The organism is Heyndrickxia sp. FSL K6-6286, from assembly GCF_038630395.1.
Classification (GTDB): Bacteria; Bacillota; Bacilli; order Bacillales; family Bacillaceae_C; genus Heyndrickxia; species Heyndrickxia oleronia.
Map to the genome: position 1 here is coordinate 4,016,455 of NZ_CP152029.1, position 18,556 is coordinate 4,035,010.

At 41.5% G+C, this 18,556-nt stretch carries 22 protein-coding genes; 2 read left to right on the forward strand and 20 right to left on the reverse strand.

Annotated elements, in window-relative coordinates:
* Positions 1-2: 2 nt before the first annotated feature.
* The 7 genes from MHI39_RS20205 to MHI39_RS20235 all read right to left on the reverse strand — a co-directional run bounded on the left by MHI39_RS20205 (position 3) and on the right by MHI39_RS20235 (position 6,129).
* Complete coding sequence (locus tag MHI39_RS20205) at positions 3-200, reverse strand: hypothetical protein (protein WP_342540054.1); 198 nt, start codon at positions 198-200, stop codon at positions 3-5.
* A 16-nt stretch (positions 201-216) separates the two neighbouring features.
* Positions 217-1,107: a major capsid protein gene (locus MHI39_RS20210; protein WP_216383885.1), complete on the reverse strand. Its 891-nt coding sequence runs from the start codon at positions 1,105-1,107 to the stop codon at positions 217-219.
* A gap of 72 nt (positions 1,108-1,179) precedes the next feature.
* Positions 1,180-1,728 (reverse strand): hypothetical protein, encoded by a 549-nt coding sequence (locus tag MHI39_RS20215; RefSeq protein WP_216383883.1) that lies wholly within the window; start codon positions 1,726-1,728, stop codon positions 1,180-1,182.
* Between the two features lie 75 nt (positions 1,729-1,803).
* Positions 1,804-2,634: a phage minor capsid protein gene (locus MHI39_RS20220; protein ID WP_342540055.1), complete on the reverse strand. Its 831-nt coding sequence runs from the start codon at positions 2,632-2,634 to the stop codon at positions 1,804-1,806.
* The gene (locus MHI39_RS20225; RefSeq protein ID WP_342540056.1) at positions 2,634-4,103 is read right to left on the reverse strand and encodes a phage portal protein; all 1,470 of its coding nucleotides are present in this window, start codon (positions 4,101-4,103) and stop codon (positions 2,634-2,636) included. Before MHI39_RS20225 ends, MHI39_RS20220 begins: the two co-directional genes overlap by 1 nt.
* A 16-nt stretch (positions 4,104-4,119) precedes the next feature.
* Positions 4,120-5,823: a phage terminase large subunit gene (gene terL, locus MHI39_RS20230; protein ID WP_342540057.1), complete on the reverse strand. Its 1,704-nt coding sequence runs from the start codon at positions 5,821-5,823 to the stop codon at positions 4,120-4,122.
* A 102-nt stretch (positions 5,824-5,925) separates the two neighbouring features.
* Positions 5,926-6,129, reverse strand: coding sequence for a hypothetical protein (locus MHI39_RS20235; RefSeq protein ID WP_342540058.1), 204 nt, complete (start codon positions 6,127-6,129; stop codon positions 5,926-5,928).
* A gap of 363 nt (positions 6,130-6,492) precedes the next feature.
* Here MHI39_RS20235 and MHI39_RS20240 point away from each other — a divergent pair, with 363 nt between their 5' ends.
* Positions 6,493-7,044 (forward strand): tyrosine-type recombinase/integrase, encoded by a 552-nt coding sequence (locus tag MHI39_RS20240; RefSeq protein WP_342540059.1) that lies wholly within the window; start codon positions 6,493-6,495, stop codon positions 7,042-7,044.
* Between the two features lie 530 nt (positions 7,045-7,574).
* Here the strand turns inward: MHI39_RS20240 and MHI39_RS20245 are convergent.
* The 12 genes from MHI39_RS20245 to MHI39_RS20300 all read right to left on the reverse strand — a co-directional run bounded on the left by MHI39_RS20245 (position 7,575) and on the right by MHI39_RS20300 (position 17,702).
* The gene (locus tag MHI39_RS20245) at positions 7,575-7,979 is read right to left on the reverse strand and encodes a helix-turn-helix domain-containing protein (RefSeq protein WP_342540060.1); all 405 of its coding nucleotides are present in this window, start codon (positions 7,977-7,979) and stop codon (positions 7,575-7,577) included.
* A gap of 244 nt (positions 7,980-8,223) precedes the next feature.
* Positions 8,224-8,457, reverse strand: coding sequence for a hypothetical protein (locus MHI39_RS20250; RefSeq protein WP_257234373.1), 234 nt, complete (start codon positions 8,455-8,457; stop codon positions 8,224-8,226).
* 577 nt (positions 8,458-9,034) lie between these two features.
* On the reverse strand, positions 9,035-9,958 hold the full coding sequence (locus MHI39_RS20255) for a hypothetical protein (protein ID WP_342540061.1): 924 nt from the start codon (positions 9,956-9,958) through the stop codon (positions 9,035-9,037).
* A gap of 301 nt (positions 9,959-10,259) precedes the next feature.
* Entirely contained in the window at positions 10,260-10,496 is a 237-nt protein-coding gene (locus MHI39_RS20260; protein ID WP_342540062.1) for a hypothetical protein, read from the reverse strand.
* Complete coding sequence (locus MHI39_RS20265) at positions 10,493-11,512, reverse strand: hypothetical protein (protein WP_342540063.1); 1,020 nt, start codon at positions 11,510-11,512, stop codon at positions 10,493-10,495. The genes MHI39_RS20260 and MHI39_RS20265 overlap by 4 nt, the downstream gene beginning before the upstream one ends.
* Before the next feature lie 717 nt (positions 11,513-12,229).
* On the reverse strand, positions 12,230-13,036 hold the full coding sequence (locus MHI39_RS20270) for a hypothetical protein (RefSeq protein WP_342540064.1): 807 nt from the start codon (positions 13,034-13,036) through the stop codon (positions 12,230-12,232).
* 172 nt (positions 13,037-13,208) lie between these two features.
* A complete protein-coding gene (locus MHI39_RS20275) occupies positions 13,209-14,708 on the reverse strand; it encodes a ParB/RepB/Spo0J family partition protein (protein WP_342540065.1) in 1,500 nt (499 codons plus the stop codon).
* A 211-nt stretch (positions 14,709-14,919) separates the two neighbouring features.
* Complete coding sequence (locus MHI39_RS20280; RefSeq protein ID WP_342540066.1) at positions 14,920-15,405, reverse strand: hypothetical protein; 486 nt, start codon at positions 15,403-15,405, stop codon at positions 14,920-14,922.
* Positions 15,406-15,620: 215 nt separating this feature from the next.
* On the reverse strand, positions 15,621-15,767 hold the full coding sequence (locus MHI39_RS20285) for a hypothetical protein (protein WP_342540067.1): 147 nt from the start codon (positions 15,765-15,767) through the stop codon (positions 15,621-15,623).
* A gap of 13 nt (positions 15,768-15,780) precedes the next feature.
* On the reverse strand, positions 15,781-16,935 hold the full coding sequence (locus MHI39_RS20290; protein WP_342540068.1) for an AimR family lysis-lysogeny pheromone receptor: 1,155 nt from the start codon (positions 16,933-16,935) through the stop codon (positions 15,781-15,783).
* 175 nt (positions 16,936-17,110) lie between these two features.
* On the reverse strand, positions 17,111-17,329 hold the full coding sequence (locus MHI39_RS20295) for a hypothetical protein (RefSeq protein ID WP_342540069.1): 219 nt from the start codon (positions 17,327-17,329) through the stop codon (positions 17,111-17,113).
* A 73-nt stretch (positions 17,330-17,402) separates the two neighbouring features.
* Positions 17,403-17,702, reverse strand: coding sequence for a hypothetical protein (locus tag MHI39_RS20300; RefSeq protein ID WP_216383857.1), 300 nt, complete (start codon positions 17,700-17,702; stop codon positions 17,403-17,405).
* A gap of 146 nt (positions 17,703-17,848) precedes the next feature.
* On the opposite strand from MHI39_RS20300, the gene MHI39_RS20305 reads away from it, so the two are divergent.
* Positions 17,849-18,082 (forward strand): helix-turn-helix transcriptional regulator, encoded by a 234-nt coding sequence (locus MHI39_RS20305; RefSeq protein ID WP_342540070.1) that lies wholly within the window; start codon positions 17,849-17,851, stop codon positions 18,080-18,082.
* A gap of 18 nt (positions 18,083-18,100) precedes the next feature.
* On the opposite strand, the gene MHI39_RS20310 is transcribed toward MHI39_RS20305, so the two are convergent.
* Complete coding sequence (locus tag MHI39_RS20310) at positions 18,101-18,553, reverse strand: hypothetical protein (RefSeq protein WP_342540071.1); 453 nt, start codon at positions 18,551-18,553, stop codon at positions 18,101-18,103.
* Positions 18,554-18,556: the final 3 nt, after the last annotated feature.

Below are 18,556 nucleotides of genomic sequence, written 5' to 3' on the forward strand. Positions count from 1 at the left end.
TTTTATTTTCCGGAGGTTTTGCGCGGTTTCTTAGGCGCCTTTTCCTCCGTTTGTTTTGGCGTTACATCTTCGTAATGATAATCGTTAACTAGAATATTTCGGACATTTTCGTTATTAGTGCGCCCAACTCCGTTATTGAATTGGACACCCTCTGTAACCCCGTTATAATAGTCGTTAGGAGTTTTTATCGTAAATTCCATTTGTTATAAAACCTCCTTAACTAAATTTTTGAACACCTTTTAGACGTGCGGAAGATTTTGAGTTTTGAACGACTAAGCCTGCGTAGAACTCAATACGTGTACGGTATGCTGGCTTTTCTTGTAATTCCCCTAAATCCTCAGTGTTTACGCCGCCGTTAGTAATACCCGCTACTCCATCCGCTTCGTCAATTCGAAGTGCGTAAATTGATCCAGTATCAGTCGAAGTACCTTGAGTTTCGTCGAATCCTAAAATACCGTCGCCGATAATACGAATCGGTACTCCACCGTAAGTCATAACCGGACGTCCGAACGCATCATATTCGTTTTCGATATAACCGTTGTGTTGTTGAATTAACGCTTTAACTTGACGTCTCATTTCTTTAGACATGAATAGTGCATTTGGTCCGCCATCTACTGCGTCTAACAATTCGTCAAGCATTGTTAAAGTAAGTGGATTACCGTTTTCTCCCGCAGAAACAATCTCTGTAGTAAGTTTGTTTAAGCCGTCGAAACCTAAAGGATTTACTGCTACGTCACCGTCAATGAAATTCTTATCGAAGAACTTAGCAAGTGCCTTTGTCTTTAGTTGAATTTGAATAGCTCTTTGATCGTTAATATTACTACGTGTTTGTGCAATAAAACGGTCAACGTCAACGTCTCCACCCATAATTGCTAGGTTAGCAGTTTGGTTGTTCACTGTACCCGAGCTTTCAGTATAGCCCTTGTTAACTTCACGGAAATCGATATTCGGTAAAGTTCCCTCACGGTTATACGCAAACGAATTTCCCGCTACCTCAATAAATGGTAAAATCTCTAAAGCTGCGGAGTTTTTTGCGTATTCTTCAATAACTCCTCGTTTTAACATATCTTGACTAAGTTTCGCTGATTCGATCAATGTTAATGCCATAAATAAAACACTCCCTAAGTAATTTTTTTGTAAAATAAAAAAGCATCCTACGATTTTTACGTAGAACACTTTCTATTTCTTGCTTTGTTCAAGACCCATGCGAAGTAACTGCCCTGTGTCTAACTTATCAAGGTCTATTTTTTGTTTATTCGAAGGATTAGTCGGACCGCCTACCGGTTGCTCGACTTTTGATTCCTTGAATAAGCCTTTTGTTTCAGCTTTGTTAATCCAGTCGAGTTTCGCTTCCGGTGTTAGATTTTCCGGTATCAAGTCGTGAAACTCTTCGGGAATACCGCTTAGTTTCGTTTGTAGTAGCGTATTAACTACTGATTCAAGTTCCTTTGCGCGAGACTCAACACTTTCGAACTGGGATTTAAATTCGCCAAATTCTTTCGTAGTTCTCTCGTACAACTCCCGATACTCTCCGCTTTCTTCTTTTGCCTTTGTTTCAGCCGCAATTTTATCGGTAAGTAATTGGTCTAGTTGTGATTGTACGTCTTTATACTTCTGATTCACTTCGTCAAAACGACTTTTCGGAATCATATGTTCTTTCGTGACTTCCTCCGTTTTTTTCGTCTCGTCAGACGGATTATTAGTTTCTATTTGTTGATTTTCAGACATGATTAATACTCTCCTTTATTCGTGTTTAACGAGCAACGCCTCGAATATTTGCGCAGTTTAATGACATACGCTAGGTCAAGCGCGTTCTGGGTTACGAATCGGACTAACTGTGTGCCTGCAGCATGGATGGAAAAGCTCGTTACGAGGTATGTCGTTGATATAAACATAATTTCCGGGTGCATCCGGTGTTAATTTGACGACTTTTCCTTCCCATTTTCCGCAAGCATCTTTCGCCCCGTGTCGACTGATAACGCCATACATAACGTCACGACTTAAAGCCTCATTTATAGTCGATTCTTTATGAGCTTCCATCATTTTCGTACGTACGAGTACATTTACATATTTTGACGGACGCCAACGCCTTCCCGCCGCATCGATTATACCGGTATTAACAGACTCGCCTAGTTGTTTACGAAGTTCTGCGGTAATATCTCGCCTTAACGATTGGGTCGCATTGACTCCTTTCGTTAAATTGCTTCGTAACACTTCCGCACTAACTCGACGAACTGTTGCCCGTACCTTGTTATCGACGTTCCTAGTAACCGCCAATAGGTCCGATTGTGTATCAGCGACCGCTGCGGCAACTAACTCCTTATTAATTCGGTTGAATTTGACGAGTGTTTCCGCGGCTTGTACCGTTTCAGCAATTCCCAACGACATTATTGCGCTGATAATGCCGTCTTTTACTGCCTTCTCGATACTTGCCCTCGCTAGTTCGCCGGCTTCGACGTTCAATTCGTTTAAAATTTCGCCGATAGATTTTAAGGTTGCTAGTTGGTTGGCGCGTGAAAAATTATTCAAGTCCAAGCGATTTAACTCTCGCAGAATTTCTTCGATTGCTTTTTCGTATGCACCGACGAGTCTATTAACTTCATAGTCGTAATTCGGTTTTGGAGGCTGCGTCATTATTCTTCAACCTCAACGTTATTAAATACGGTCGTATCTACGAATGAATCGGCTCGTTCTTCCTCGCGAATGCGCTCCAACTCAATGCGTGCTTGCTCCTCGGTAAACCCATTGACTTCCATTATTGCGCCAAGTTGTGACTGTGTAGGCTTTCCGCCAGTCCGTACTTGAGCGATCGTAGCTTGTTCCATTTCGTCGTCAGGTAAGCCGTCTCTAAACTTGATTTTCGGAATCGTAATATCATAGCCAAGCTTTTCCTTGCCTACTTTGGAGTGCTCTAACATTTGCGCGATTAAAAGAACCTGTCTTAACGCCTTATCATAGTACTGTCGTTTTCTATTAATCTTCGATAGTAGCGAGTTCATACGCCACTTAATCGAAAGACCCGAAGCTCCGCTTGTGCCACTGTTGTCCTTACCGAGAGCTACCGGTGGTATCTCCGAAACTAGTAAAACTTGATCGACTAATTTATCTAATTCCTTGAATGCTGCCTCTAATTGACCGTTCCACGTAATGTATTGCGGGAGTAAATCATTTTTCTCCGCCTCAAAAACCTTATCCCTACCGGTACGAAAAACCGGATTGCCGCGTTCATCAATATCGAGACTTCCAACCGGAACCACCATTGCGGGATCACTATGTTTGTCGAGTATTTCCGCGATTTTACTTAATCGATTATTGATTTCATCGAAAAGTGATTCGCTTTCGCTAATATCATCGATTCCGAGGCAGTCGTCGTCAGTAGTGTAATTAGGTACATGAACAACTAATGGAAATGGGACACCTGTTTCGACCTCTGACTTTGAACCTTCGTGCTCTGATTCAATCTTCCAAGTGATTACTTCGTTTTCAATCTTTGAAGTCTTAATCGGTGTCATTTTATACTCGGAATAAACGATTTTTCCGGGATAGTGCGACTCTACTTTTAAAATCCACTCTTGGTCGCCGGTTTCTTCAACTACTTGAGGAAAGGCTATATGGTAAGCGTAGATTGTTTTTGTATCACCGGGTATAGTTTCAATAAAGACGTACTCCGCTTTCTGCGATTCAATAATTACTCTAAATGGGTCTATGTCTTTGGAAAGTAATCCGCCATACTTTTGACCCCACCGTATTTTATAAAATGAATCACCCCGATAGGAGTTTCCGATCGCCGATTCAACATTCGTTGTATTTAAATCATTATCAATTACAAGTCTTTCTATGGCTTTTTGCTCGTTTGAATCATCATTTTTCCCAGCACTATATATCGGCGGTTCACCGAAAAGGAAGTCCGCAGACTTTATACAGATTAATTTCGCCAAGTTTGTACTAATGTAAATTGAGTGGGCTTGTTTTTCGTTTAATTTTTCTTGATTAAAGACAAGTCCATGATTCCCTTTAAAGATATGTTTGTTTCTTCTATAACGATCAATTCGTCCTTGTTCTTCACTAGGTGGGAAGTAACTCCCTATTTCAAAGATTGGCAAAATCTCACCTCCGTTTTTATATGCCTGGTGGTTTTCTCATAAAAGCTCTCCGTCTCCTTAACCCACCTGTTAAATCTACAGCACCGGAAAGCGCGTCGGGTAAATCGTCATGTTGACCGGACGGGAATTGCTCAAGCTGTTCGAGTAGTAAACTTTGATGTTTATTGAAACGCAAAAAGCCGTTTTCGGTTAACGGCTCGAGTGATTCTATTCGCTTTTCTTTTTTACTTGAATGACTCTTTATTTCGTGTAACCTTGTAACCAATACATTCTCTTTCATAAGCCTCTCTTGTAGCTGCCTATGCATGTCGAACCCGATACCGATAGTCTCTACGCCAAATCTTCGATGCTGGTACAGTTTTATTTTGTCGACCGCAACTTTTAGCGCTTCATTTGCTTTGCACTTTTTAGCCCAAGCGTCGATAATATAAATAACACCCGTTCTTCGATCACGACCTATTGTGACTATCGCGTTATAGTCTGATCTCGAACTTTTACCTGCAGCAATATCCCAATAGCCATAATACTCTAACGGTGTTGGATTACCTTGTGCATCGAATAAATCGGATTCGTCGAAGTAGCGAAACTTCTCAGGAACGAATATTTGCGATTCCTCATCGCGAGGCTCGTTCTGATACTCGGTATTAAACGCTTTGGATCCGTTAGCCCATTTCCACGCCATCAATTTCCACAACGGCTGAACTTCCGGCCATAATACGACTGCCCCTTCGTCCATTTCCGTTTTATGCGCTTCGTAAAATTCTAGCGCTTTCTGTTCTCGCTCATTTATCGGAATTTGGTCACTTAAATATATCGACCTACACTCGTCCCACAAATCCATACGGTCGGGGTCCTCGATTAGAGCTTTATATTTTTTGGACTTGAAGTCCGGTCGATTTTTTAACAAATCATTAAGTAAACTAGATTCATGGACAACGGTTCCCATTACGATAAATGCCGTTCGCTTACCCTTCGGATCGCCTAGTGGCATAACTGCTTGTGAAAACCAATTTCGCAAGGCCTCTCTTTGCTCTCTCGTAGATGCGTTTCCGCCTGGACGCGCATCTTCTAAGTCGTCCGCGATAATTAAATCTGGACGTCCACCATTCCAAGTCCTTCCACGTAGCGCTTGACCTGTAGATACGGCTTGAACAAGTGTTAATTGCTTTTTATTATCAGCACTATCCGGTTCCCATGCGATAAATTCAGAGCTATTGTCTTTCGGATTCATTTGTTGTTTTGGCGATAGTAGTGGTCCAAAATCTTCACGTAACTTTTCGTTAGTTTTTAACTGACCGGCAATCCATTCTAGGTTAGCGACTGAAACCGTAGGAGTTTCCGAGATTATGATGATGTATTTACGCTTGCGATAGGCAACCTCACGCAATGGAGCCGCCTTTGATAAGTAAGACGACTTACCGTGTGAACGCGGTGCTGCTCGTACGATTTTTGCGTTTTTGGTAACGTTAGATACTTCGTCAATGCTTGCGCATATCTCTTTGTGGAACTCCGCAGCATCGTCGGTCGACTCTAATTCGAAATCATCCCAATTTCCGGCATTATCTTCGTTGTGCGTTTGACTGAAATATTCGAGTGCAAAATAAAGGAGATCGACCTCGGCACGATGTATTCGTTTCAGTCGCGTTAAGTGGTCAACCAATTCGTCAAGTTCGTCATAGTCGGACGGCAATAATTCGCCTCTGGACTCCGCTTCGAGCATTTTGTCAATCAACTCGGTTGTACTATCGATTAATTCCTGGCGCTCCTGACGGTTAAGCCATTTTCCGTTAACCCATGCGATAGTCGATCGCCTCCTTTCACTTTATTTCGAAATAAGTTCTTCTAACTCCCGTAATACTTGCGTCGCTTTCTTCGCTTCACGTTGTAGCGCCTTTAGTCCGGTGAGTGCTTCGGAAATGTCTACGTCGATTTTAACCGTTAGATTCCTTTTCGCCTTCCTTACGTCAATTGCCGTCCCTTTTTCGTCAACAGTAACACCAAATTCGCGCGCGTTATTTGCCGCCATGTTCATCGTCTCCTTTCGGCTTTCGCCGGTTTAATTTCAAAATAAAAAGCCCGCCATTATGGCGGACTACTTTATAGGTCGCATTTAACGGCAGCGAAACGCCTGACTATACTGTTAACCCTCAACATTAGTATCCGGATAACACGCCGTCACGCACGGTCATTCCTGCGCCAGTTAACGCCTTCACTTTCATAGATTGCGAATCGGCTCCGGAGGAAGTCCCGAAGCTGGACGTATGTTGGTACGAAGCCCCAACCGGCAAAGCGCCGTTCGCCTAGCGCTTGTAAAATTATAAAATTTCATTGACTTTGGATAAATTTGGCGTTAAAATGAATGTAACATATCTGAATGGAGTTGTATTCGATGAATGAAGTCCAGCCAATCCGCAATATTAAGCACATAAATGCAATAAAAAAAGCGCTTCACGGGCGCGATCAATTATTGTTTATATTCGGCATTAATTCAGGTTTGCGTATCTCCGATATACTTAAGATTAAGGTAGGTGACGTACGCGACAAGGACTCCATCGTCGTGCAAGAAACGAAAACTAGCAAGCCGAAACGTTTCGTATTTAATCATTCGATTAAAAATGCAGTAAGCGAGATTGTTCCAGCTACCGCAGACGATGACGAGTATTTGTTCAAGTCTCGAAAAGGTGATAATAAACCGATTAGTCGTATCGCAGCTTGGCGTATACTTAACGACGCCGCCGACCGAGCAGGTGTAGCCGATAAGATTGGCGCGCTCGGGACCCATTCATTGCGAAAATCGTTTGGTTACCACGCTTACAAAAACGGTACTGACATAACGCTGTTGCAATCGATATTTAACCACTCATCGCAAAAAGATACGCTACGTTACATCGGAATAAATCAAGATATGATCGACGAAGTATACGTCAATATCAACCTTTAACGCCTTAACGGGCGTTTTTTTGTTGCGTAAAACCGACGGACAAGTTACGATTAAAAAGTCGAAATAAAAATTTGTTTTTCGGATTTAAGACGCACTAAATGGGGCGAAATTTCGGGGCGCCCCCCCTGCCCGGGCACCTCCGTTATCAAAACATTCACAATTGTTTATCGTTTATATCGTATGCACAACGATGAATATCGAATGTAACAGAAACCTCTTGTGTATCATTCGAAGATAGCCCCGGGGCCTGTTAAATCAACGCTCGCACCGTCATTCATTACGTTACATTTCCGTATACATTTATGCAGTCCTTCAACCCGCATTCTTACGTTGTGTTTATACAATCGTAGTGAATAGCGAATGTATAAAACGTTGCATAATCCGTTGCCAATTTCCGCCAGTTTATCGGGTCGGTTACGGTCGGTCTGAAAATTTCGGTCGGGTGTCCGCCGAGGGCTTGCAACGGGTGTAAACGGCGGGTTATGTTCGCAATCCACACCGTTACACACTCACGTTACGAGTTTCTACTATTATATGTCGTCGGTATCTTCCGTTGTGGATTCCGCCTTGTAGCGTTCCAACTTCGCTCTAATATCCTCGATACTCTTACCGCCAGTCGACTCCGTATTAACTTCGTGCTTTTCCGTCAACATATCATGCGCCTGTAATAACGTCTTAAACATTGCCGCGTTACCATCACGTACGATAATGTCCGGAACCGCATCGAGTACAGCCGGCAGTTTATCAAGGGTGTTGCGTACCATTTCACGCTTTAACTCACGTATAAATAAGTCGTCTCTGCGCCAATTATCCAAGGTATTGACGTGTACACCGCAGATTTCTGCGATCTCTTTATACGTTTTACCGCCTTTCTTCGGCTGCGCTAACCACTGTATAGCGAGATAGTGCTCGGCACCTAATGATTTCAAAGCCATTGTTTTACCTCCTTCATTAATACCTACGTATCATTTTGACCTGTAGGTGTATCTTTGTTTGGTTACTTTGTAACTTACTTCTGCCGATCAAGATATATAAATTAATAGATAGCGTCGATATGCTTTTTTATCGGCGCAGTGTATTTTTATTTAGTATATTTATTTCGGTATATTTATTTAACGTATCAAAATGGACTCACCTACGTATCATAATGAACCGTACTACGTATCAAAATGAACCGAACTATAGCCATTCAGGATCAAACGGGTCTACTTCCGTCTGTTTCTTCGCTCCTAATCGTTGCTTGTCGGTTGCCTCACGTTCTTTTATCCGAGCGATTCTCGTCTCCATATGCGGCTTTACTTCCGGAAACTTAGCGATTAATTCTTCGATAGTTGTAACAGGCTTTAACGGTACGTACACGTTGTTATTCGCGACTGACGACGGTTGCTTCTTAATTAATTCCAACTTAACCAACGTCGCGATACATCGCTTAACTGTCGACTCGCCTAGACCGGACTCTATCGCTAATTGCGGAATAGTTGGCCATGCGTAACCGTAGTTCGGATTAAAGTGGTCGAATAGCAATTCGTAGATTAAACGAACATTACCGTTGAAGTCCGGATGCTGCGTATAGATGCGTTTTAGGCTATTTAATGCTGGCGAATAATACTCGGTTATTTCGTAAGGGTACTTATTTTCCATGTAAAATCATCCTCCGTTTATACGATTTCAATTTAACGTTTGTATATAAATTAAGCAGGCTTGTTTTCCGCCCACTCTCGTAAAAGTTCGTGTAATTTATCGGTTCTACGGTACTGCCAAAACTTAACCATCGTGCTATCATTAAGGCCGGTGCAAATATAACGCTGACCGTTCGCCTGCAAGTGTTTGTGTAAGTTTAGGCTGTAGCAGTAATAAAATTCGTTTGTCATATCGATTTACCTCCCGTTAATTTAACGTAATAGTTCGGGAAACACCGCCGAGCTCCGATCAAATTATTACCTGCTCCGTGTTCCCCTTCTATCTTCTATTACGTCCGTTATTAGGTATTTTACGTTCGACTCCGTTTCCATAACGTTAATGAATCGACATCACCGTCCGCCTCAATCTCCTCGACAGTTAAGCGTGGATTAGCGAAGCACCAATAATAAAAAGCACGGTACTCGTCGACTGTGAGTCCGCACTTATCAGCTAGGAATGTTATTAATCTATTAAACTTCGGCTTATCTACGTCATCACGTCCTCCCGCCCACTCGAATAGATTGGATGCAGATTTCGAGGCATTTAGTGAGCTTACCAACGGATAGCAGTTCCAATCAACAGTTCCACCTTGACCTATCGCGATAGGGATTGCGTGTTCGAGGTGTAATCCATCTGACTCGCCAGTCAAAGCGCAGGCATCGCCGAAGAAATCCAATGTAGCTTTCCACTGCTCATCCGATAATTCGCCAGGAAGCGCTTTTTCTTTGGCACGGCGGTTGTGGCCATATGTTTTGTATTTTTCTGGGTTTCGTTCCCGACCTCTGCGTGCAATCAAGTTTTTACAACTAATGCATTGTGTCGATAACCCGTCTGCTTGGTTACATAAATCAATACGGTATTCACACCTATCCTTCCACACTTCGCACATTGGGCACTTTTTACGTATACATTTTCCTTTTTCATCAAATACACGCTTTGACCTTGGTTTAATAGGGCGTTTTTCCCCGCCGTAAATATTTAATCCCTGTTCATGCGCCTTACTACTTACTGATTTACACTTAACGCAATAAGACTGCCTTTTAGCGAAACCTCTATTACATATCCGGAAATTATCCAACGGCAACATTTCTCCGCATAAACCTCCGCAGCGTTTCGCGACTACTTCTCCAGCCGAGTTTAATAAGTGCTCAACCTTGCGTGTTTTTGGAATATGTTTTAATTCCTCACCGTCGTCACCGAACCACTTTCCTTCCAATTCAATTACGTGTTTCATTCGATCTACCCCTTTGTCGTTTTTTCTGCAACGTAAAAAAGCCCCGGAAAAAGTCCGAGGCCGATGCTTTACATTTGCTTTTTAATTTGATATAGTTGATAGTGGATAAATATTGAATAAAAGTTTTTTAGAGATAAAATAAAAAAAGATTTTTTACCTCCCTACATAAGGCATAGATAACTAAACGTATAAAAGTAAGCTATTTTTAATAAAATTTCCCTTTCGGCGTCTATATAGCGGACTAATTAGACAAAATACAACCCCCTATTGTTAATTTTTCGTCATATAAATTTAAATTAAATTAATTTTCCCGCACATCATACACCATCCCAAACGCATTCAACTCCACGACTTTGTATTCCTTCATATTCGAAGTCATCGTCCGCACCAACTCGCCGTCTTTGTTATACACTTTGCACGGTTGCTCGCGCTTGAAATCCTCGTACTTACGTTTTCGCTCCGCATTTCTTGCTCGTTTCTCATAATCTATCGGACGCGGCTCGACGGCTGTTGACAGGCTAGCAATCTCGCGTTTCAATCGGTCGACCTCCGTCTTAATAGCGTCATAAATTCGTACAACACCGCAGAATCAATCGCCTTTGTCTCGCCCTTCATGAAGTCTGCGAACGCTTTAGTCGCCGTTATATCGCCCGCCAGCACGTCACTTATGAGGTCCGTCGGGTCCTCGGCATGTTCCAATTCTTTCGACTTAATCCACGCGGACAAACGTTGATTTTGCGTCGCTAGGTCGTCATCCGATTCAGCAATCGCAATAAACTCGTTCAATTCCGCAATTTTACCGAGTAGGTATGCGCCACGGCGTGTTAGTTCCGGCTTGCCCGCCTTGTGTTGCTCCCAGGCTTTCAACGTACGCTCACGTATACGTTTCTTCATATGATCGAGGTCGTTCCGTTGCATGCCGGCAAGCTGTTCGAAGTCGTTAACGTCGACATAATCGCTTTCTTTACTTTGTAAGCCCGTTGACAGACCGTCGATGAATTCGTTTTGTCGACGGGTTAAAAACTCGTGGCGATTCTCACGGAACCACTCAACGAATGGATTAGCGTAGGTCTGCGGTTTTGGCGCAAAATAGGACTCCGATACTTCATCGCCTAATGTACCGACCACCTCGCCGTTTTCGTTATAAATCGGACGGTCGAGCGAGTCGAAATTGATAGTTACATATTGCTTTCCGCCAGTTAGCGGGTCGTACATACGATGTGTATTAGGATTTGCTTCGGCAACTAATTCGTGCTCCAATTTCGCAATAATCGCCTTGACAACGCGGTTTAGATTATGACGGTCGCGTCCCTCAATTACATCAGTCCAGTTGGCTCCTTCCGCAAGTTCAAAGCTGTCTAGCGCCTCCCACGCGATACCGACGGCGGAGTTTAAGAGTTCCAGTTCCTTGTAACTTCCGATAGTAGATAACGTGTGTATCAACCCGAATATTGTTCGTCTTAACTTCGGGTGTTTGGGTACGAAGGTCTGCTCGGTGCTGCCGTCCTTGATTTCAAATAAAACTTCCTCAAATAATCGTAGTTTTAAATCCATTTAACATTCCCCTTTTCATTTAAATTTTTGTATTAAAAAAAGAGGCTCCGCACATAACGGAAACCCCTTAAATACCAAACTATTAAATTTTTTCATCTATAAGGTATAGACAACTGTGGGCAAAAAATAGTACGTATATTCAAAAATATTCTCATATATAAGCCAGACAATCATGAAAGTGCGGACGTCGACAGGATCGACGGAATGGGAATTATCGAAAAAATTAACGAGAGGTTAGGCAGAGATACGGGGTGTCCAAATTTGGATAGCCCGGAAGAAGGGAAAAGTAAGCCTCTCGGCGTTTATATAGGTAACTAAACCACCAAAACGCAATAGGAAAAATATATTATTTTTGAAACCACGGTTTCATAAGGAATAGACAACTGGGAGGACAAAAAATACCATTCTCCTTTTATTTAACCCAGACATTTCGTAAAATAGTAAGCTTATATAAGACAAGATAACTAATCCCCATAATGTAAGCCGCAAAACCACTCAAAAGTAAGCCATCTTACACAAAATAAAAACCCGCAACAATTAACGAGTCCTTCCGGCGTCTATATAGGTAACTAATTAAGGAAAATATGGTATCATACTGTATTTGTAATCAAAATGTAACACACTTGTTCGTATTTTAGACACAAATATAATTACACAAAAATAAAAGCCCTACCATTTGGCGGACCTCCCATATATAAGACTATATTTCTTGTTTGTTTATGCGGTTTTTACGCTAATTCTCTGTTTTTCATAAAATATTTTCTCGTCAAAATAGCGATCCAACCCTCGCGCCACTACTTCGTCCCACGTAAGGTCATACACGTTATATTTGTCGGTCATGGCCGACTGTTTCTCCGCCTCTAGCACTTCTTTAACGTTCGCATAGTAGTTTTCCGGCTTGTTAGCGCCATTTGACGGCCATTCAGCCGCATTGACCATCGCAGGCTTGTAGCGACCGTTAATTGCGTAAGGACTCGCCGCCAGTTCAATCTTGCGTATAAACGCTTCCTCCGCGTCGTTGTCCGGCTGAAACGATGTCCATACGATCATTTGGCGCTCCATCCTCATACGCGTTGTATAACGGTAGCCCGTAGCCTGCCCGCCGACTGTTGCCCCGTCGTCCCTTTCGACTTCACATACGGACATTGGGCGTCCAGCCTTATAACGGAATTGGTAACGCCGTTTCGACTGATTCCACCATTGGTATGTCTCGTAGTGGCAAACGTTGGTACGGCCGTTCCGACTCAAGTCGTAGAATATCCGACCACAGCAGGCGCACGACTTAAACTTTCGCGGTATAACTTTTATTTCCCGCCACGTTAACTTAGGAATATCCAAAAGTACCGTTTCGGTAGTTACGGCGAGCGCACCGTCAAGCCAGTCACGGAATTCTCGAAGATCATTACGTTGCCACTGGCGGACATGATTGCAGAAACCTTCTCCGTCGAACCGATATTCGCCGATCACTCGCTCCAATTCTTCGGTCACGCGGTCGTAGACATAACGTTTGATTGTTTCGTCCATTTCGATTCCCCCTCGTAATATAGTCCGTACTAACGCGCAAAAGTAAGCTTCTTATATCGTATAAGCCACAAACTCAGGCAAAACGGTACACTAGTGATGAAAGTTTAGATAGGGAATTCGCCCCACCTAAACAATCACTAAGTACCTTCAAATTGTGTCACGTGACACAATTTTATTGCTCAACATCTGCCTCATCTAGCAGTTTTCGGACTTCTTCTTGTGATATATCCAATTCTAACGCTTTCCTAACAGAACCTATTGCAGTATCTATATCCACAGTTTGTCCGGTATCCTCACGAAAATTAATAATTAACATTTTCGCTAAGTCAATTTCACTCATACGTTCCTGACCTTCTTCATCATTTAACTTATATACCTGCTCAATAAGAAGGCGTAAGTTTAAGGTCGAGCGATAGTCTGACTCTAATTCTTCGTCTGTAATTTTCATACTTTCATAGAAATCCTTAAATCCACGCTCTTTCATGAAGTCTTGCCACAAATAAAATTCCTTTATCCTTTGTGGATCAATTTCTAAGGTTGAATGATTTGTGTAAAATCCAAATAATACTACTCCAAACTCCTGTCTGAAATCGTGTTCGCTATTAAATTCATCTACTAAGCGACGGTACAAATCTTCGTCATCCTTTATAATTAAGAATCCATCACCGTCTCGCTCTCCGCTTCTTGCGCTATCCGTAAGCATTACAAAAACGTAATGGGATGGATTCACCCACTCAAGCGTTTCATTTGATATTGGATTTTCTTTAAATCTCACCGAATCGTAAAACTTTTCAATATTCCACTTTCTAAACTCTTTATCATACGAATGCTTTAATAATCCTTGTTCGAAGTCAATAGCGAAATCTATATCGCTATCTGTGATGTTATTTATGTGACATCCATATAAAAAGCAAACATTACCAACTGACAGATTTATAGGTAACTTTGTTTCGTTGCTCTTTATACAAATGGCAGCAGATTCAAAGCCTATTGATTGTCTAATCGTTGAGAATACTAAAAGAAAGTGCCACTCGTCCACCCATTTTTTAACGTCATTTACTGTAATAGGCTTCTTATCCCAAAAATGCCTCGTAAATTTATCTTGAAATAATTCAAATAAACTTCTTTTTGGCATCACAGGAGCGTACGTTTCTGTACATAATCTTTCCAAAATGTTCTTTAATCTCAGTAATTGTTTAGCATGACCTTCTTTAATGTCTCCTCGTTCAATCATAGCTTGAACAGAATCAGATAAACTTAATAATCGTAATTTTGAAGCGACATAATCACGTGTCTTTTTTACTTTTTGCGCTATCTCTTCTTGAGTCAGTCCTTTATGTGAATACCATAGAAAAGCCCTAGCTTCCTCGATTGGTGTTAATTGTTCCCGTTGAATGTTTTCGATCACGGCCAAGTGGAACGCATCCTCATCCGATAACTCCTTAACGAAAGCGTCGATTTCAGATAACCCAACAACTTGCGCAGCTCGGTAGCGCCGTTCACCTTGTACTATTTCGTATTTACCGTTTAATGGTCGCACCATGATAGGCGACTGCAGCCCATCCTTTTTAATAGATTCTGCCAATTCTGCGATACTTTCTTCATTGAATATCTTGCGTGGTTGATTCTCATTACGGATAATTTGGTCAAGTGCGATTTTTAGCTGATTCATTAGTACATCTCCCTTTCGCGATAGGTTTTAATAGTCTATTACTTTCGCATAGAATAAAAGCGCAGCGACAATAGTGCTTTTCTATTGGCGCAATGTTTTGTTGGTATCTTTACGTTGGTGTGTTTAACTTGGTATGTTTAGAAAGACATCAGATTAAGGTATGCAAGCACTCGTCAGGTGAATGTTTCGATACCATCATTAGGTGCCGTTACTATTTATATAGGCTTTTGTCTGGCATGATACGCTCTCCGTTACCATCCACCACATAACCGTCATCACTTATCCGCGGGCAGAACGACATGAAGTACCATTTATATCGCTTCGTACCGACCCATACGTCCCTCGTTTCGCTGATTAGACCGTTTGCTTCCAGTATGTCTACGAGAGGTTTTATTCGACTCTCCGCGATTCCTAGCGCCTGACACATTTGGCTCTTAGGAGGAAAACTTGCGCCAAACCGAACGCTCGTTGAACCATCTTCTAACGTGTGCTTACCGTCAACATACGAAAGCAGATAAAAATACAACGTCACGATGTCGCGAATTTGCGGTTTCCTTTGCTTACGTTGATACTTAGCGTCATGTTCGGCGATAATCCTCGGAAACACCTTACGCATGAGGTCAAGATTGTACATTTCGTAGTTATTACCCTCGAGTAAAAATCGTTTGTCGTTTGGTAACGGCTTAACTTGTTCCATCTTCGCAATCCCCTCCGTCAATTTAAAAATCTTTTATATAAAACCGTTGACTTATTAGCCAAACGGTGATAAAATACAAGTATAGTATAATTAGGTTATTTTTATGTAATTTCAGACTATCTCTCTTATTATCGGATATTTCTAATGAACTTTCAATAGTTTTTTAGATTTTTTTTTGCTTTTTATAAGAAAAACGCGAGATAAACCCGCGCTTCTCATCCTGTTGCATTTCCTCCGATTCCTCCATTACCTGGACTACTCAAAGGTTTTACATTTTCAGAACTTTCATTAGGCTTTTCTTTAGTTACACTTAGCCCAACTAAAACTCCCGCAACCAGTAACCCTGCTACTAATTTCTTCATTCGAACACTCTCCCTACGCGATTTTGATGTTGTAAAGTATCTCCGCCGATACAATGTGTTCATGATGCATTTCTTCTATGTAGCGTTTCGGCAGCTCGGCAAAATATTTATCACCTGTTTCTATGAATCTAGCAATAGATAGCAACAACAACTCCGCGTCATTAAGTGCTATGCCGAGGTAACACAACGCAAACGGGTCGTCGTCAGAAACCTTTGCACTTAATTTCATTACGGCATTTACATCACCTCCTTTAGCGTAGTAGTGCATCCTTTCAAGTGGGTCGCTGGTATCACTCGGTGAAACGTTCTTATCCCATAGAACTTTAGCGAAGAATATGTCTTTTTCGTCAGTTTCTTTTGCTAGTTCATTTCTTCCGCCAGCAGTCAATACTTCTTTATATCTATTAAAGTACTCAACACTCATATCGAAGTCCTCAAGTAGATAGGAAGTACCCAGCAAGTGGAGTGTATGAGCTTTATATGACTGATTTAAAAACTTTGAATTTAGGACCATGTTCGCATAAAAACGAGACTTTCTTACGTCGTTTTTTAAATAAAGGTACCCTCTGGCAAATATTTCGCCTATTCTAGCCATGTAACTATCTCGGATGAATTTGTTTTTTATTTCTTTCACTTGTTTTTCTGCAATTCTTGCTAATCGAAACATACATTTATATTCTTTCAACATATAGAAAATTAACGACTTAAGGATGTTTGAAAAGGCTCGCATTTCTTGTGTTGTCGGTTTTAGTGACTCCAACTCAACAAGTAAATCTTCATTTGATGCATTTCGTTGTTGGAATTTATAAGCAATTTCATAAAAGTTTGACCATATCTTATTTTCTTTGTTTGCTTTTTTCTGGGAGGTGATAAGTAACTTTAACAAATCGAGCTTCCTACTTGTTGAAGCATATTCCATAAGCATTCTACAATTTTGTCTAGCCTCATCGCGGATCATCGTTGCAGCGAGTATTTCCACGATTTCGTCTTCTTTTTCGGGCTTTAAGAATCTAATAGCCAATAACCACGCGGAGAATGTCAGTTCTTTCTTATAGTTGAAGAAATGTGATAACTGACTTCGGTCTACTTCAATTACTTCCGCCAAATCTTTCTGCTTTATATCTTTATCGTCTCGCTCCATCAACGAATACATCAATTTTCTTAACATAACCTCGATCATCCCCTTATTAGACCGATAGCACGGTGATAGCTTGTCCCGGCGTCGTTCACAACGGAGTAGTTGCCGCTACTTGCCGCTCCAAAGGACGCCGTGTATCGTTTAAGACTCCTTGCTCGGACAGTTACCAATGCTGACCGAACGTAAGAGTTCCCGCGCTGACCGTTTATGCACTAATCCAGTCGATCCCCTTCGATACCTTCTTACCGCAAATTTTAATCCGCCGAACTTGTACGAGTGCTACCTTTGCATTTCCGAATGTCACGCCACTGACACCGGTTATCTTTTCAAAATTACGTGAACTAATTTCGTAAAACTCATCGCCTAATTTAACGTTGTAGCCTTCGGATAACTTAGTGAAACTAATTGTATATTCGATAATCATTTCAACGCACCACTTCGGTCAAGACCGACGAATAGACCTACGCAAAACATCGCGATTGCAACAAATAAGGTAATCAATTTTCATACGCCCCTTTCGAGAATCTTCGTATTATTTCAAGTAGAGTTGCGGACATTAGCCATTCTAGGTCGACATTTTCAGGTAAATAAAATACTGCGTCAAACCTTTCCGCTAGGTCCAAGTCTACAACCGGAGTACCGTCGGAAAGCTTGTCCGTAAATTTATAAAACGTCCACTCCGGATCATTCCTTTCCAATAAAAAGTCGCCGTCGATGATAATTGCATCCTTTTCGATTCTAGGCTCTAGTTCTTCATTTGCGGAACTTATTGATAAAACATATGAACGAGTAATCAACAACCTCACCTCCTTTAAATTACGTTTAGCGTAACTTGTATCTTTAGTATAATTACGTTTAGCGTAATTGTCAACACTTAAAATTACATTTTGCGTAATTATTTTAAAAGCGATATAATGTACTTATAGAAAAATGGAGGTTGGGGATGATGGGCAGGATAATCGAAGTAAAACTAAGGAAGATTCTAACTGACAGAAAAATAGACCAAAAACAGCTCGCTATGATGTCGGGGTTGACTGAAAGAACTGTCAGTGAGCTTGTAAACAACAAAACAAAACGATACCCAAAGGAAGCACTAGAGAGTATAGCAGACGCGTTAGACATTAACGATATCAATGAGATAATAACCTTAGTGGACGAAGAAAGCGCCGGTCAATGATGCCGACGCCTTTTTATTTCAAAATATTATACCTACAGAAGTACCTAACCCTACTAGTATTTTCAGGAATAAAGGCATTAGTTGGACTAGTATATATCCGATTGATGCGTTTTGTATTAGAGAAATTGCTTTGTCTTTTTGATTAATCATAAATAACAACGCACCGCCCGATAACATAACCGCTGCTATAGGGTATGCTAGTGCTTGAACAAGGTCAACTAACGGCATAAATGCATCCACAATTTGCTCCTTAGCTTTACTTTTGACATACTCAGCAGGCCCTGCAGCATACGCTAAATTAGATGCACCTACGTGTGTTAAGTTGAACGCTAACCCGCCCGCAATGCCAGTTAGCGCAATCTTAATGCCGTGGGTTTTTAATTTTCTATTCGCTTTCTTTATTTCGGCATGAAATCGATGTTGCCCCGTCATAAAGTCTTTTAATGATCCCACCGTTTTAACCTTCGTCATTTT